Below are 14638 nucleotides of genomic sequence, written 5' to 3' on the forward strand. Positions count from 1 at the left end.
GCGGCTCAACCGCCGGGCTGAATCGATGCCAATGCCACTTCGTTCTGCACGATGCGGCGGATGCGCACGGCGTCGCCGATGCGCGACAGCTTGCCCTGAGAATCCAGCAGCACGATGGCCAGATCGCGGCCGTTGATGCGGGCCAGCATGACCAGGCATTCGCCGGCTTCGTTGATGTAGCCGGTCTTGGACACCTTGATGTCCCAGTCGGGCTTGCGCACTAGCAGGTTGGTGTTGCGGAACGTCTGCGTGCGGTTGTTGACCTCGACGTCGTACTCGGTGTCGGTCGAGTAGCGATGGATCAGGGGTCGTTGGGAGGCCGCGCGCAGCAGGCGGGCCAGGTCATGCGGCGACGAGACGTTGTCGCTGGACAGGCCGGTGGGTTCGATGAAGCGCGTGCTGGTCATGCCCAGCGACTGCGCCTTGGCATTCATGGCGGCCACGAAAGCGGGCAGGCCGCCCGGATAGTGGCGGCCCAGCGCGTTGGCCGCGCGGTTCTCGGACGACATCAGCGCCAGGTGCAGCATGTCGCCGCGCGACAGCTTGGTGCCCACGCGCAAGCGCGAAGTGGTGTGCTTGAGGCCGTCGACGTCGTCGTCGGTGATCTCCAGCATTTCGTCCATGGGTAGGTTGGCGTCGACCACGACCACGGCGGTCATCAGCTTCGAGATCGAAGCGATGGGGCGCACCACGTTTTCGTTCTTGGCGAAGATGACGGTGGAAGTTTCCAGGTCCTGCACGTAGGCGGTGGTGGAACGCAGGGCGGCGGCTTCGGCGCGCACCGACGAGGCGGGCGGCGGCATGGCGGCCGAACCCAGCGCGGCGGCAGCGGCGGCGCGTTGCGCGCGCGAGGGCTGGTTCGGCTTGCCGTTCTTGCCGGCGGCCGCGCCCTTCTTGGGCGGCGTGCCCTTGGCGGCGACCTGCGGCTTGCCACCCTTGGGGGCGGCGGCTTTCTTGCCGGAGGAGGATTTGGGGGGGGCCTTCTTGGCGGAGGAGGCGGCTTGTTTGCCCGAGGCGCTCTTGCCGGAGCTGGCCTTCGGGGCCGGAGCCTTCTTCGCTTGTTGCGCCTTGCAGGCCGACGACTTGGCGTTGGTCTTGCAAGGGTCCGTATTCTTCGCGGCTTGCGCGGCGGGGGGCAGGAGCGCGCACACCGCCAGCGCCACAGGCGCTATCGCGTTCGCAATCGCACGTTTCCAGGAAAATGCCATGGTTTGAGCTGGCTTGTCAGTCTGTCAGTAAATGTTTCTTAAGCCGGCGTTTCGTCGGGTCAGGAAAAATCCAGATGAATTAGAGGCTTACGCGTCGAATTTAAACAGCAATTTCAAGTTGCGCGCAAGGCGATTCGCTATCATCGTTCAAAAAAATATTAGTGACGTATTGACGTGGATTCAATTCGTCACAAGACAAGTCCGAGAAACTAACGGCATGCCGCGCGTGAGCGTAGCCCGGATTAACCCTCATCCGGCTGAACGCGAGGTTTTTGCCCCTGGGCCGCGCAGGGCAAAACGCGCTCGGAAAAGCGCAGTGGCTTCGGGCGGACAGGGCAACGGGCAGGGAAAGGAAAGCGTCGGAGCCGACGCCAAAGGTGGCCTCGCCGGGTGGAATCGAACCACCAATTGACCCTTAGGAGGGGCCGGTTATATCCATTTAACTACGGCGAGACTATTTCTGATCAGGCGGCAGGACTGGTCGAAGAGACCGCGCCCGCTCACTAAGGTCTTGATATCGCTACGAATCTTCCGGTCCTGAGTTTATCACTGGGGGCACGGGCTTCGGCGCAGGACGCAAGTCTATCAGCAGGCGGCGCAAGCCCCAAATCCGGTGCCGGCAGCCCGATGCCGCGGACCCAGTCCCCGACGTGGCTATTCCCGGAGCCTGGAGGCTATTTGTATATGATGTCCGGGTCCTGCGCCGAGCGCCGGACCGTCCCGAGGAGGGGGCGGCGAACCAAAACAACGAAAAACGGGTTTCATGTCTAGCCAAACCGATACGAATTTCACCCGCACCCTGATCGTGGGCACGCTGGTTGTGCTGCTCGCCATGGGGGTGCGCGCCACCTTCGGCCTCTTCATGCAGCCGATGGGGCTGGCGCAGGGCTGGGGCCGCGAGGTGTTCTCCATGGCCTTCGCGCTGCAGAACCTGGTGTGGGGCGTGGCCTGTATCTTCATGGGTATCATGGCCGACCGCTACGGCTCGGGCCGCACCATCGCGTTGGGCGCGGTGCTGTATATGCTGGGCATGATAGGCACGCGCTTCGCCACCGACGAAGCCACGCTCTACCTGACCGCCGGTGTGCTGGTCGGGCTGGGCCAGGCGGGGACCACCTTCCCGGTGATCCTGCCGGTGGTGGCCCGCGCGGTGCCGCCGGCCTATCGCAGCACGGCCATGGGCATCGCCAGCGCTGGCGGCTCGCTGGGCCAGTTTGCCGTGGTGCCCACGGGCCAGGTGTTGATCAGCGGCCTGGACTGGCCAGGCGCATTGTGGGTGCTGTCGCTGTTCGTCGCTTGCGCCGCGCCGCTGGCCTATTTCCTGCGCGGACGTCCGCAAGCCCACACCGGGCCGCAGCAATCGTTGGCCTCGGCAGTCAAGCAGGCGGTGCGCCACCCCTCGTTCCACTTCCTGTTCTGGAGCTACTTCGTCTGCGGCTTCCATACCGCCTTCATCACGCTGCACCTGCCGGCCTATGTCACCGACGGCGGCTTGACCGCGGGGCAGGGCGCGACCGCCATCGCGCTGATCGGCCTGTTCAACGTGCTGGGATCGTTCTATGCAGGCAAGCTGGGCGGCAAGTACAGCAAGAAGCGCCTCCTGGCCGTGGTGTACGGCATGCGCGCTTTCGGCATCCTGCTGTTGCTGTGGATGCCCTTGTCGCCGTGGGTGCTGTATGCCTTCGCCGCGTGGATGGGACTGTTCTGGCTGGGAACCGTGCCGCTCACGCAGGGTTTGATCGGCCAGATATACGGCCTGCGCTACGCGGCCACGCTGTCCGGCATTGTCTTCCTGGGTCACCAGCTGGGCAGTTTCATAGGCGTGTGGCTGGGCGGATATGCCTATGCCAAGACCGGCAGCTACGACGCGGTCTGGTGGCTGGGCGTGGCGCTGGCCATCGTCGCCGCGCTGCTGTGCCTGCCCGTGCGCGAACAGCCCGTGGCCCAGCCGGCGCCGGCCTGAGACCGGACCGCCCATGAAGCCCTCGACTCTTCCCGCACCCGCCGCCCGCCGCCATCGCGGCTGGCGCGCCGTGGGCGCGCTGGCCCTGGCCGCCGTCATGGGCCTGGCGTTCTGGGGCTACACCACGCCGGAAATGCAGATCCACTGGGAAAACCTGGCCGCGCTCTGCGGCTTCTAGGCGCGTTTTCCGCTCGGCCTCGCGGTATCCTACGGCGGTCATTCTTCCCTCATCGCGCGCCGCTTCCGGGCGGGCGCTCCGGATGCCCATGCAGGACTCATCGCCCTCCTATCCCGATCTATCGCTGCCGGACATCGGCGGCATGCCCGCCGCCGATACGCTGGTGCTGACGGTGAACAACCGCTTGTCGCGGCGCCTCACGCTGGAACTCGCAGGCCTGCTGCGCCAGGAGCGCCAGGTCAGCGAATTGCCGCGCATCCTGCCGCTGTCCGCCTGGCTGGCCGATGCCGCCAACGAACTTGCGTTCGAGACCGATGACGAGGTGCCCGCCTACCGGCTGGACAGCTTCGCCACGCAGCTGGTGTGGACCGAGGCGATCCGCGCCGAAGAGGCCGAGCGCGTGCTGCTGGACGCCAGCCAGGCGGCGCGCTTGTCCATGGACGCGGACCTGCTGATGGACGAGTGGGAACTGCAAGTGCCTTCGGGCGCCGACACCGACGAGTACAACGGCTTTGCGAGATGGCGCACGCGCTATCGCCAGGCGCTGGCCGGCATCGATGCCGAGGACGCCAATCAGGGCTACGCGCGCGTGCTGCGGGCGCTGGAGAATGGGCGCCTGGCCATCCCGCGCCAACTGGTGCTGGCGGGGTTCACGGACATATCGCCGCGCTTTCGCCGGTTGCTGCGCGCCTTCGAAGATCAGGGCGCGGCCGTCGCGCAGTGGCGCGATGCGCAGCGCGTCGAAACAGGGGCGCGCAGGTTCGAGGCCGCGGATCAAGGCGCGGAATGGCGTGCCGCTGCGGCTTGGGCGGCCGAGCACCTGAAGGCGCATCCGCAGGGCCGCTACGCCATCGTCTCGCCCCAGCTGGAAGCGGAGTCGCCGTTCGCGCGGCGGGTGCTGAGCCAGGCCCTGGCTGGACGCGGCGGCGAAGCCGCGCTCGCCTTCAACGTGGCGGTGGGCCGCCCCTTGAACGAATGGCCCATGGCGCGCGCCGCGCTGGCATGGCTGCGCGCTCTGGCCGAATGCGCGCCGGGCAAGGGCTGCGGCGTCGACGTGCTGGGCGCGGCCCTGTTGGGCGGGCATTGCGCGGGCGACGTGCGCGACCGCGCGCGGCTGGCCTCGATCGATGCGCGCTGGCGGCGCCAGGCGCAATTGCATGTCGGCCCGCAGGATTGGCGCAAGCTGCTGGCGGATCTGCCGTCGCTGGCGCAGGCCTGGAACCAGGCCATGGAGATCTGGACGCAAGGCGGCCGCCAGGCCACATGCGATGTGTGGATGCTGCGCATGAAGGCCGCCCTCATGGCGCTGGGTTTTCCCGGCGAAGGCGTGCTGGACAGCGTCGGCTATCAGGTGATGGGTGCATTGGGCGATGCGCTGGGCAGCTTTTCGGCGCTGGCGCCGGCTGCCGGTCGCCTGGGCGGCGTGGCTGCCGTCAATCTGCTGCAAAGCGTGGCGCGTTCCGCTTCGTTCCAACCGCAGCGCGACCCGTTGGCGCGCCTGGACGTGCTGGGCTTGCTGGAGGCCGAGGGCGGCTACTGGGACGGCGTTTGGATGCTGGGCCTGACGGACGACGTGTTGCCCGCATCGCCCAAACCCAACCCGCTGTTGCCGCTGGCCGTGCTGCGCCAGGCCAAGGCGCCACGCGCCACGCCCGAGCGCGAACGCGAATGGGCCGAGGGCATGTATGCCGCGCTGTGCCGCTGCGCGCCCGAGATCATCGTCAGCCACGCGCACATGGATGGCGAGCGCGAACTGCGGCCGTCGCCGCTGATCGCGGCGGCAATGCTGACGGATTGGACGCCCGCCGCGGCTGAAGCACTGCCGGCCTTGCCGCAGGAATCACTGGACGATGCGCAGGGGCCGGCGCTGGCGGCCGGCAACCGGGGCGGCGGCGGCCTGGACGTGCTCGATACGCAGGCGCGCAATCCGCTCTGGGCCTTTGTGCGGCATCGTCTGGGCGGACGCGAAATGGCGCCTTATGCCGACGCGGCGACTGTCAACGTGCGCGGCCAGTTCCTGCACAAGGCGCTGGAACTGGTGTGGGGCATGATGCCCGACCAGGATGCGCTGCACGAGGTCATGGCCTCGGGGCGCCTGCCAGCCTTGCTGGAGCAGGCAGTGGCGCAGGCCGCGGACGAGGAACTGAAGGACTACGCGCCTGCCTTGCGCACGCTGGAATGTCAGCGCGCCCAAACCGTGTTGGCGTCCTGGCTGGACATGGAGGCGCAGCGCCTGCCCTTCGCGGTGGCGCAGGTGGAAAAGAACCATCAATGGCAGCGCGGCGCGCTCAACCTGAAATTGCGCCTGGACCGCATCGACACGCTGGGCGACGGTCGCAACGTCATCGTGGACTACAAGACCGGCGTGGCGGCGGCCAAGCCCGAGCCGGACTGGTCGCGCAACCGCCCCGTGAACGTGCAACTACCGTTTTACGCATCGGTGCTGGCGGACGCCGCCGGCGGCGAAGTGGCAGGCCTGGTGCTGGCGCAGATCCATGCGCGGCAGGTCGCCGCGCAAGGGCTGGCCGACGAGGATCTGGGCGTGCCCGGCGTGACCCTCGCCAGCGACAGCAAATACTTCGAGGGGCTGTCCTGGCTGGAGATCCGGCAACGCTGGCGCACGGCCATCGAAGCGCTGGCCGACGAGTATGTCGCGGGCTACGCGGCCAACGTGGCCTATCGCCGCGACGATTTGAAATACTGCGATGCATTGCCGTTCCTGCGTTTGCATCTGGACGATGAGGACGCATGAGCCATGGCTGAACAAGAACGCTTGCCGCACGACCACGTTGCGCGCGCCGACGCGCTGGACCCGACACGCTCATTCCTGGTGCAGGCGCCGGCCGGCTCCGGCAAGACCGAACTGCTGACGGACCGGATTCTGGCGCTGCTGGCGACCGTGAACCGTCCGGAAGAAATCGTCGCCATCACCTTCACGCGCAAGGCCGCGTCCGAAATGCACGCGCGCGTGCTCAGCAAGCTGCGCCGCGGATTGGACGCGCCGCCCGATGCCATGCACGAGCGCCGCAGCTGGGAGCTGGCCCGCGCCGCGCTGGCGCGCAATGACGAGCAAGGCTGGCATCTGCTGGACCATCCGGCGCGGCTGGCCATCCGCACCATCGACTCATTCTGCGCGGGCCTGGTGCGCAGCATGCCGTGGCTGTCGGAGCTGGGCGGCATGCCCGAGATCACCGACGACGCGCGCGCCCACTACGAGGCCGCCGCGCGCGCCACCCTGGACCTTGCCGACGATTACGAGGCCGTACGCATCCTGCTCAAGCACCTGGACGTGGACGTGCAGGCGGCCAAGGAAGCCATCGCCGATATGCTGGGGCAGCGCGACCAATGGCTGCCGCTGCTGCGCCACGGTTCCGACCGCGAGGGCATGGAAGCCATGCTGGCCGAGGCCATAGGCGAAGATCTGGACGCGCTGTGCGAAGCCATGCCCTATGGCTGGGCCGAGGCGCTGTGCGGCGCGGCGCGGCTGGCCGCCGCCAGCCTGCAGGACGGTGAAGGGGAAAACAAGCTGCTGGCCCTGCTGGACTGGACGGAAGAACTGCCGCCTGACGCCGAAGCGCTGGACCAGTGGCAAGCCGTCGCGCACCTGCTGCTGACCGGCACCGGGACCTTGCGCAAGACCGTCAACAAGAACCTGGGCTTTCCGGCCAAGTGCGCGCACAAGGAACCGTTCGTGGCGTGGCTGGAAGCCGCCGACGCGGACGCCGCCTGGGTGCGCCGCCTGCATGCGGTGCGCGACGTGCCCGCGCCGCATTTCACCGACGCACAATGGGAAGTGCTGGGCGCGCAGCTGATGACCCTGGCGTTGGCGGTGGCGCAGCTGCGGCTGCGCTTCGCCGATACGGGCGAGGTCGATTTCATCGAGATCTCGCAGCGCGCCGCGGCCGCGCTGGGCAGCGCCGACGATCCCGGCGAACTGCTGCTGAAGCTGGACGCCTCGATCCGCCATTTGCTCATCGATGAGTTTCAGGACACCAGCCAGACCCAGCTCGACCTGCTGCGTACGCTCACCTCGGGCTGGCAGCAGGGCGACGGCCGCAGCCTGTTCCTGGTGGGCGACCCGATGCAGTCCATCTACCGTTTCCGCAAGGCGGAAGTGGGCCTTTTCCTGGAAGTCGCCGACAAAGGCGTGGGCGAGCTGCAGCCGGATTTTCTCAACCTCACCGACAACTTCCGCTCGCAGGCCGGCATCGTCGAATGGGTCAACCAGTCGTTTGCACAATTGCTGCCCCGGCGCAGCGATGCGGCGGCGGGAGCCATCGCCTACAGCCCGTCCACCGCTTTCCACGAGGCGTTGGCGGAACCCGCGGTGCGCTTCCATCCGGCGTGGTCGCGCGAAGGCGCGGCCCCGGCCGAAACGCAGGCCGAGGACATTGCGGTGGCCTTGGTGCGCCAGGCGCTGATCGACCATAAGGGCGCCAAGCATCCCGTCGCCGTGCTGGTGCGGGCGCGCAGCCATCTGGGCAACCTGACCCGCCGCCTGGCGCAGGAAGGCATACGCTGCCGCGCGGTGGACCTGGTGCCGCTGGCCCTGCGGCCGGTGGTGGCGGACCTGGTGCAACTGGTGCGGGCCTTGTCGCATCCAGGCGACCGCCTGGCCTGGCTGTCGGTGCTGCGCGCACCGTATTGCGGCCTGACGCTGACGTCCCTGCAGCGCTTGTTCGGCGACGATCAGATCACGCCAGTGCCGGTGCTGCTGGAGCGCGCGCTGCGCATCACGCCGCAGACCGCGCCTGCGGCCGCTGCCAGCGCGCCTCAAGGTTCATTGTTCGACGCGGCGCCCGCTGCGCCGGAAACGCCATCGGCGCAGAGCGTGCTCGGCCCAGACGAGTTCGAACGCTTGCGGCAGGTCGCGGGTGTCTTGCTCGACAAGCGAAACGCCTCCGGCGCCATGCCGTTCGCGGCCTGGGTGGAGTCGCTGTGGCGCCGCCTGGGCGGCCCGGCGCTGTACGCCGGCCTGTCCGTGGCCAACGACGCGGAAAGCCTGTTCCAGCTGGTCGAGCGCCTGGCGCCGCATGGCGCCATCGACGCCGCGGCGCTGGATTCGGGAATCGCGCGGTTGTTCGCCGCGCCGGATGCCGCGGACGAAGACGCGGGCGCGGTCGAGATCATGACCATGCACAAGTCCAAGGGCCTGCAATTCGAGACCGTCATCCTCTACGGCCTGCACCGCGCGCCGCGCGGCGATCAGGCGCCGCTGGTGCGCTTCGAGCAGAGCGGCGGCCGCGTGCTGTTCGGCCCGGTCAAGCCGCGCGCAGAAACCGAGGCCGACCCCTTGTCGCGCTACCTGGGCGCGCGCGAGGCGCGCCGCGCCTCCTACGAAATCGACCGCCTGTTGTACGTGGCGGCGACGCGGGCGCGCAAGCGCCTGCATCTCGTGGGCCACGTGTCGGTGGACGAGGCCAGCGGCCAGGTCAAGACGCCGTCGTCCGCCAGCCTGCTGGGACGCTTGTGGCCATGCCTTGCCGTGCCGGTCCCGCCCTCGCTCGACGGCGAAACCATGGGGCAGGAAGCCGACGGCCCCGAGTGGCAGGGCGAGCCCTTGCGGCGCGTCGATCGCGCCGGCCTCGCGCAATTGGCGCGCATGGCCGACGTGGCGGTCAGCCCCGGCTTTGGCGCCACGGCGCGCGGCGCCTGGGGCGATGGCGGCGAGCATCCCGCCTGGCAGCTGGAAGCCGGCTACGACGCCGCCATCGGCACCTTGTCGCACGCCTGGCTGGCACGCATCGGCCAGGACGGCGTGCACGCCTGGTCCGCCGACGCGCTGGCCCAACGCCAGCCCGCCATGCGCCGCCAGCTGACGCGCGCGGGCATCCCCGCCAGCCAGGCGGACGAGGCCTCCGAAGCCGTGCTGCAAACCCTGCAAGCCACCCTGGCCGACGAACGCGGCCTGTGGCTGCTATCGCAATCCGGCGCCCGCCGCGAATGGCCCCTGATCGACGCCGCCGGCAAAGTCTCCGTGATTGACCTGGCCCTCAGCACCGAAGACGGCTGGCTCATCGTCGACTACAAAACCGGCCGCCCGCACCCCGGCGAAACCCCCACCGCCTTCGCCACCCGCATGCGCCAGCGCCACGGCGACCAACTGCTGCGCTACTGCGCCCAAGTCACCGCCCTAGACGGCCGCAGCGCCCGCGCCGCCCTCTACTTCCCAAGAGCTCGCGCCTGGATCGACCTGAAGGAATAGCACCGAGGTAACGCAAACCCCAAGGCCTTCAACTCAGTACGAAAATCCAGCAAGCAAGGCACAGCGAGCCAGCCTAGCAAGGCAAAGCGTAGCGAGCCGACAGGACCAGCGAAGCGACGTCCTAACCCCCTCCCCCCCGGGGGGAGGGCTGGGGAGGGGGCTCACATACTGCCCCCTGGGGCCCGCCGGCCGAGAGGCTAGCAAGCAAGCGAAGCGCAGCTCTGCTAGAATCTCGGCTGGCGGGCCCCTCCGCATGGTTCGGCGGTGAACCTGGTCAGGTCGGGAACGAAGCAGCCATAGTCGTTTAGGGTCAGTGCCGGAGTAAGGCTCGCCAACCGGATTCTTCAAAGCAACGCGTCATGACTATCCATGATGTCGTCGCTTTCAAGGGGGACGGGGTTATTTTCCAAGGATACGTTCCACGGGAATAAACCCGTCCCCTTTGCGTTTCAGGCCGCGCGGAGCATGGATGTCATGCTCCTGCGCCGAACCCCACGAGCTGGACCGGCCATTTCGGGCCAGCTTGCGAAACAGGCTCTACAATCCACCCATGACTTATCTGGTACTGGCCCGCAAGTGGCGGCCGAGATCGTTCGATACCCTCGTGGGACAGGATCACGTGGTGCGCGCGCTGACGCATGCGCTCGATACCCAACGCCTGCATCACGCCTGGCTGTTCACAGGAACCCGCGGCGTGGGCAAGACCACGCTCTCGCGCATCCTGGCCAAGTCGCTCAACTGCGAAACAGGCATCACTTCCAAGCCTTGCGGCGTCTGTCGCGCCTGCACGGAGATCGATGCCGGACGTTTCGTCGACTACCTCGAACTGGACGCGGCTTCGAACCGCGGCGTCGAGGAAATGACGCAGCTGCTGGAACAGGCGGTGTACGCGCCGGGAGCGGGGCGCTTCAAGGTCTACATGATCGACGAAGTCCACATGCTGACCGGGCATGCGTTCAATGCCATGCTCAAGACGCTGGAAGAGCCGCCACCGCACGTCAAATTCATCCTCGCGACCACCGACCCGCAGAAGATTCCGGTGACGGTGCTGTCGCGCTGCCTGCAGTTCAACCTGAAGCAGATGCCGGCCGACTCCATCGTCGGCCATCTGCAGGCCGTGCTCGGACAGGAAGACGTGGGCTTCGAGGTGCCGGCCCTGCGGCTGATCGGGCAAGCGGCTTCGGGCTCCATGCGCGACGCCCTGTCGCTGACCGACCAGGCCATCGCCTATAGCGCCGGCAATCTGACCGAGGACGCCGTGCGCGGCATGCTCGGCACCATCGATCAGCGGCATCTGGTGCGCCTGCTGGATGCCTTGTCCTCCGGCGACGCCAAGGGCGTGCTGGCGGTAGCGGACGAACTGGCCATCCGCGGCCTGTCGTATGCCGGCGCGCTGGCCGACCTGGCCGTGCTGCTGTCGCGCGTGGCCATCGAGCAGCGCGTGCGCGGCGTGACGCCGGCGGAGGACCCGCTGGCCGGCGACATCGCCCGGCTGGCGCAGGTCCTGCATCCCGACGCCGTGCAGCTTTTCTATTCGGTGGCGGTGCATAGCCGCAGCGAACTGACCCTGGCGCCTGACGAGTACGCGGGCTTCATCATGGCCTGCTTGCGCATGCTGGCGCTCAACGGCGACGCCGGTCCTCAGACTGCGCTTGAAGCGCCCGCCGCGCCGGCCCGCCAGACGGCCGACGCGGCTGTAGCCGCCGCGCCGGTTGCCGCGCCTGCGCCCGTCGTGGCGCAAGCCCAGCCTGCTCCTGCCGCGGCCGCCGCCCCCGCTCCGACGACTGCCGCAGCGGCAGTTGCTGCGCCGGCATCCGCGCCCGCTCCCGAGTCCGCGCCCGCAGTCCAGGCATCGCCTGTTGCTCCGCAAACGCCTGTGGCCGCCGAGTCTGTCGCTCCCGCGACCGCCGCGCAGGTCTCCGAGCCCGCGCCCGTTGCAGCAGAGCCCGAACCTGTCGCTGCGGCGCAAGCCCCGCAAGCCGCCCAGGCCGGCGGCGTGCCGCCTTGGGAAGACCTGCCGCCCGATGCGCCGGCGGCGTCCGAGTCCGAGGCCGGCAAGACCGCCGGTTCGGCGGCGCTGGCGGTCACGCCGGCTACCGCCGCGGCCATTGCGCCCGTGCCCGCGCCGCAGGCCGACGATGGCGGTGGCCCGCCCTCCTGGGTCGACGAAGAAATCCCGTTCGAAGCCGAAGGCGGTTTCGCGCCGGATAACGGTTTTACGTCGGACCCCGACGACGATGATTTTGAAACCCTGGCCAGCGCGCCCTCGGCTGCGCCGCCCGCCGCCGCGCCTGCCCGGCGCGAAGGCCCCGCGCCCGCGCGCAAGCGGCAGTCTTCGCGCGCCCGCCTGACGGACATGACTTCGGAAACCTGGCCCGAGCTGGCCGCCCGCCTGCCGGTCACCGGCCTGGCGGCGGAGCTGGCGCGCCAGAGCGCGTGGGCCGGCGTGCAGGGCGATGCCGTCATCCTGCGCGTCGCCGTCAAGACACTGGCCGAGAGCGAAAGCCGCGTCCGTCTGCAGACGGTGCTGTGCGAACATTTCGGCCAGGGCATCCGGCTGGACGTCGAGGTTGGCGTGACGGGCGAGGCGACGGCGCATGCCGTGGCCCAGGCCGAACGTGCCGCCCGCCAGCAGGCCGCCGAAGACGCGGTCGCCGTCGACCCCTTTGTACAGGCGCTCGTCGCCGATTTCGGCGGCCAGGTCGTGCCCGGCTCGATCCGCCACGTCGATTCCCCCGCCGCCGCTGCCTGAAGCGGCGGCTATCTCTTATTCCCCTCGTTCAAGGAAGCATCGATCATGATGAAAGGACAACTGGCCGGCCTGATGCGCCAGGCGCAGCAAATGCAGGAAAACATGAAGAAGGCGCAGGACGCGCTGGCCGATATCCAGGTCGAAGGCGCCTCCGGCGGCGGCCTGGTCAAGGTCACCATGACCTGCCGCCACGACGTCAAACGCGTCGCCATCGACCCGTCGCTGCTGGGCGACGACAAGGACATGCTGGAAGACCTGGTCGCCGCCGCGTTCAACGACGCGCTGCGCAAGGCCGAAGCCACCTCCCAGGAAAAGATGGCTTCGGTCACCGCCGGCATGCCGCTGCCCCCGGGCATGAAGCTGCCGTTCTGAACGCAGCCCCAAGGCCGCAATGGACCCGCTACTGCCTGAACCCGAGCCGCTCGTCTCGCTGATCGAGGCGCTGCGGCGCCTGCCCGGCGTGGGCGTGCGCTCCGCTCGGCGCATGGCCTATCACCTGCTGCAGCATGATCCGCAAGGCGCGGACATGCTGGGGCGGGCGCTGGCGGGCGCGGTGCATGACTTGAAGCATTGCGCCCGCTGCAACAGCTTCTCGGAAGACGAGGTCTGCGGCACCTGCGTCAATCCCAAGCGCGATCCCTCGCTGCTGTGCATCGTCGAGACGCCGGCCGACCAGAACATGATCGAGTCCAGCCACGGCTACCGCGGCCTGTACTACGTGCTGATGGGCCGCGTCGCGCCGCTCGAAGGGATCGGTCCGCGCGAGCTGGATTTCGAGCGGGTGATCAAGCGCGCGACCGACGGCGCGGTGCAGGAAGTCATCCTGGCCACCAACTTCACCGCCGAAGGCGAAACCACCGCCCACTTCCTGGGCGAAGCGCTGGGCGAGCGCGGCCTGCGGGTCACGCGGCTGGCGCGCGGCGTGCCTGCCGGCAGCGAACTGGAATACGTGGACGCCGGGACCATCGCCTGGGCCCTGATGGAGCGCAAGACCACCTGACTCCGCAGTACCAGAACGCCTTGCCGGCAATGTATCGGCAAAGGCAAAAACAGTGAGGTAGACAAACCATGTCAGCGCTGACCGGACTGAAGGTCCTGGAACTCGGCACGCTCATCGCCGGTCCTTTTGCCGCGCGCATCTTCGGCGAATTCGGCGCCGACGTCATCAAGGTGGAAACGCCCCACGGGCCTGACGGCACGGGCGGCGGCGATCCCATCCGCAGCTGGCGCCATCTGCACGAGGGCAATTCCCTCTGGTGGACGGTGCAGGCCCGCAACAAGCAATCCATTGCCCTTAACCTGAAAGACCCGCGCGCGCGCGAAATCGCCTGCAAGTTGGCGCTGGACGCCGACGTGGTGGTCGAGAACTACCGGCCGGGCGTGCTCGAGAAGTGGGGGCTGGGCTACGAACAGCTACGCGCGATCAACCCCGCGCTCATCATGGTGCGCCTGTCCGGCTATGGGCAGACCGGTCCCATGAAGGACCAGCCCGGTTTCGGCGCCATCGGCGAATCCATGGGCGGGCTGCGCTACGTGTCGGGCCATCCCGACCGGCCGCCCCTGCGCGTCGGTATCTCGATCGGCGATTCCATCGCCGCCCTGCATGGTGTCATCGGCGCCATGATGGCGCTGCGCCACCGCGACGCCACGGGCGGGCGCTGGAACGGCAAGCAGGGCGCGGATTGCCAGGCGGGGCAGGGCCAGATGGTGGACGTGGCGCTGTACGAGGCCGTGTTCAACATGATGGAAAGCCTGGTGCCCGAATACGACGTGGCCGGCGTGGTGCGCGAGCGCACGGGCGGCGCGTTGCCCGGCATCGTGCCTTCGAATACCTACACCACCCGCGATGGCCAGAACATCGTCATCGCCGGCAACGGCGACGCGATCTTCCACCGGCTGATGCGCGCCATCGGCCGCGACGACCTGGCCACGGATCCAGGGCTGGTGCGCAACGATGGCCGCGCCAAGCGCGTGGAAGAGATCGACGGCGCCATCCAGCAGTGGTGCGGCGCGCGCGGCATCGAAGAGGCGCTGGGCGTCCTCAAGTGCGCCGACGTGCCCGTGGGCAAGATCTACAGCGTGGCCGACATGTTCAGCGATCCGCAGTTCCTGGCGCGCCGCATGATAGAGCAGCATCGTTTCCCCGACGGCACGCCGGTCAAGCTGCCGGCCGTGGTGCCCAAACTGTCGGAGACGCCCGGCGAGACGCGCTGGGTGGGCCCGGTATTAGGGGAACATACCGAGGAAGTCCTGAAATCGCTGGGGTATGATTCAGCGGCTATAGAAGAGCTGGCAAAGACCGGCGCTATCGGTCTGCCCGACAACTAGGAGA

At 68.3% G+C, this 14638-nt stretch carries 9 protein-coding genes, 1 tRNA gene and 1 other RNA gene; 9 read left to right on the forward strand and 2 right to left on the reverse strand.

Features of this window, described 5'->3' with window-relative positions; translation table 11 throughout:
• Positions 1–5 precede the first annotated feature (5 nt).
• Complete coding sequence (gene pbpG / locus FOC84_RS20910) at positions 6–1208, reverse strand: D-alanyl-D-alanine endopeptidase (RefSeq protein ID WP_254241720.1); 1203 nt, start codon at positions 1206–1208, stop codon at positions 6–8.
• A gap of 378 nt (positions 1209–1586) precedes the next feature.
• Positions 1587–1661: transfer RNA gene (locus FOC84_RS20915), tRNA-Arg, on the reverse strand.
• A 310-nt stretch (positions 1662–1971) separates the two neighbouring features.
• Here FOC84_RS20915 and FOC84_RS20920 point away from each other — a divergent pair.
• The 9 genes from FOC84_RS20920 (at position 1972) to FOC84_RS20960 (ending at position 14634) form a co-directional block, all read left to right on the forward strand.
• A complete protein-coding gene (locus tag FOC84_RS20920; RefSeq protein WP_173146116.1) occupies positions 1972–3171 on the forward strand; it encodes an MFS transporter in 1200 nt (399 codons plus the stop codon).
• A 13-nt stretch (positions 3172–3184) separates the two neighbouring features.
• On the forward strand, positions 3185–3349 hold the full coding sequence (locus FOC84_RS20925; RefSeq protein WP_173146117.1) for a hypothetical protein: 165 nt from the start codon (positions 3185–3187) through the stop codon (positions 3347–3349).
• Positions 3350–3437: 88 nt separating this feature from the next.
• Positions 3438–6101 (forward strand): PD-(D/E)XK nuclease family protein, encoded by a 2664-nt coding sequence (locus FOC84_RS20930; protein ID WP_173146118.1) that lies wholly within the window; start codon positions 3438–3440, stop codon positions 6099–6101.
• A 3-nt stretch (positions 6102–6104) separates the two neighbouring features.
• Positions 6105–9554: a UvrD-helicase domain-containing protein gene (locus FOC84_RS20935; RefSeq protein WP_173146119.1), complete on the forward strand. Its 3450-nt coding sequence runs from the start codon at positions 6105–6107 to the stop codon at positions 9552–9554.
• Between the two features lie 238 nt (positions 9555–9792).
• Positions 9793–9890: signal recognition particle sRNA small type (gene ffs / locus FOC84_RS20940), an RNA gene on the forward strand.
• A gap of 214 nt (positions 9891–10104) precedes the next feature.
• On the forward strand, positions 10105–12306 hold the full coding sequence (locus FOC84_RS20945; protein WP_173146120.1) for a DNA polymerase III subunit gamma/tau: 2202 nt from the start codon (positions 10105–10107) through the stop codon (positions 12304–12306).
• A gap of 45 nt (positions 12307–12351) precedes the next feature.
• Entirely contained in the window at positions 12352–12678 is a 327-nt protein-coding gene (locus FOC84_RS20950) for a YbaB/EbfC family nucleoid-associated protein (protein ID WP_013395612.1), read from the forward strand.
• Positions 12679–12697: 19 nt separating this feature from the next.
• On the forward strand, positions 12698–13306 hold the full coding sequence (gene recR, locus FOC84_RS20955) for a recombination mediator RecR (RefSeq protein WP_173146121.1): 609 nt from the start codon (positions 12698–12700) through the stop codon (positions 13304–13306).
• Between the two features lie 68 nt (positions 13307–13374).
• Positions 13375–14634, forward strand: a complete 1260-nt coding sequence (locus FOC84_RS20960; protein ID WP_173146122.1) for a CaiB/BaiF CoA transferase family protein — start codon at positions 13375–13377, stop codon at positions 14632–14634.
• The last annotated feature ends 4 nt before the right edge of the window (positions 14635–14638 follow it).

This window comes from Achromobacter pestifer (genome assembly GCF_013267355.1).
GTDB classification, from domain to species: Bacteria; Pseudomonadota; Gammaproteobacteria; order Burkholderiales; family Burkholderiaceae_B; genus Achromobacter; species Achromobacter pestifer_A.

Excerpts from the sequence above, each read along its gene's own strand:
- FOC84_RS20930 (WP_173146118.1), top strand. The coding sequence starts at position 3,438 with ATGCAGGACTCATCGCCCTCCTATCCCGATCTATCGCTGCCGGACATC.
- recR (WP_173146121.1), top strand. The coding sequence starts at position 12,698 with ATGGACCCGCTACTGCCTGAACCCGAGCCGCTCGTCTCGCTGATCGAG.
- FOC84_RS20920 (WP_173146116.1), top strand. The coding sequence starts at position 1,972 with ATGTCTAGCCAAACCGATACGAATTTCACCCGCACCCTGATCGTGGGC.
- pbpG (WP_254241720.1), bottom strand. The coding sequence starts at position 1,208 with ATGGCATTTTCCTGGAAACGTGCGATTGCGAACGCGATAGCGCCTGTG.
- FOC84_RS20960 (WP_173146122.1), top strand. The coding sequence starts at position 13,375 with ATGTCAGCGCTGACCGGACTGAAGGTCCTGGAACTCGGCACGCTCATC.
- FOC84_RS20935 (WP_173146119.1), top strand. The coding sequence starts at position 6,105 with ATGGCTGAACAAGAACGCTTGCCGCACGACCACGTTGCGCGCGCCGAC.
- FOC84_RS20945 (WP_173146120.1), top strand. The coding sequence starts at position 10,105 with ATGACTTATCTGGTACTGGCCCGCAAGTGGCGGCCGAGATCGTTCGAT.
- FOC84_RS20950 (WP_013395612.1), top strand. The coding sequence starts at position 12,352 with ATGATGAAAGGACAACTGGCCGGCCTGATGCGCCAGGCGCAGCAAATG.
- FOC84_RS20925 (WP_173146117.1), top strand. The coding sequence starts at position 3,185 with ATGAAGCCCTCGACTCTTCCCGCACCCGCCGCCCGCCGCCATCGCGGC.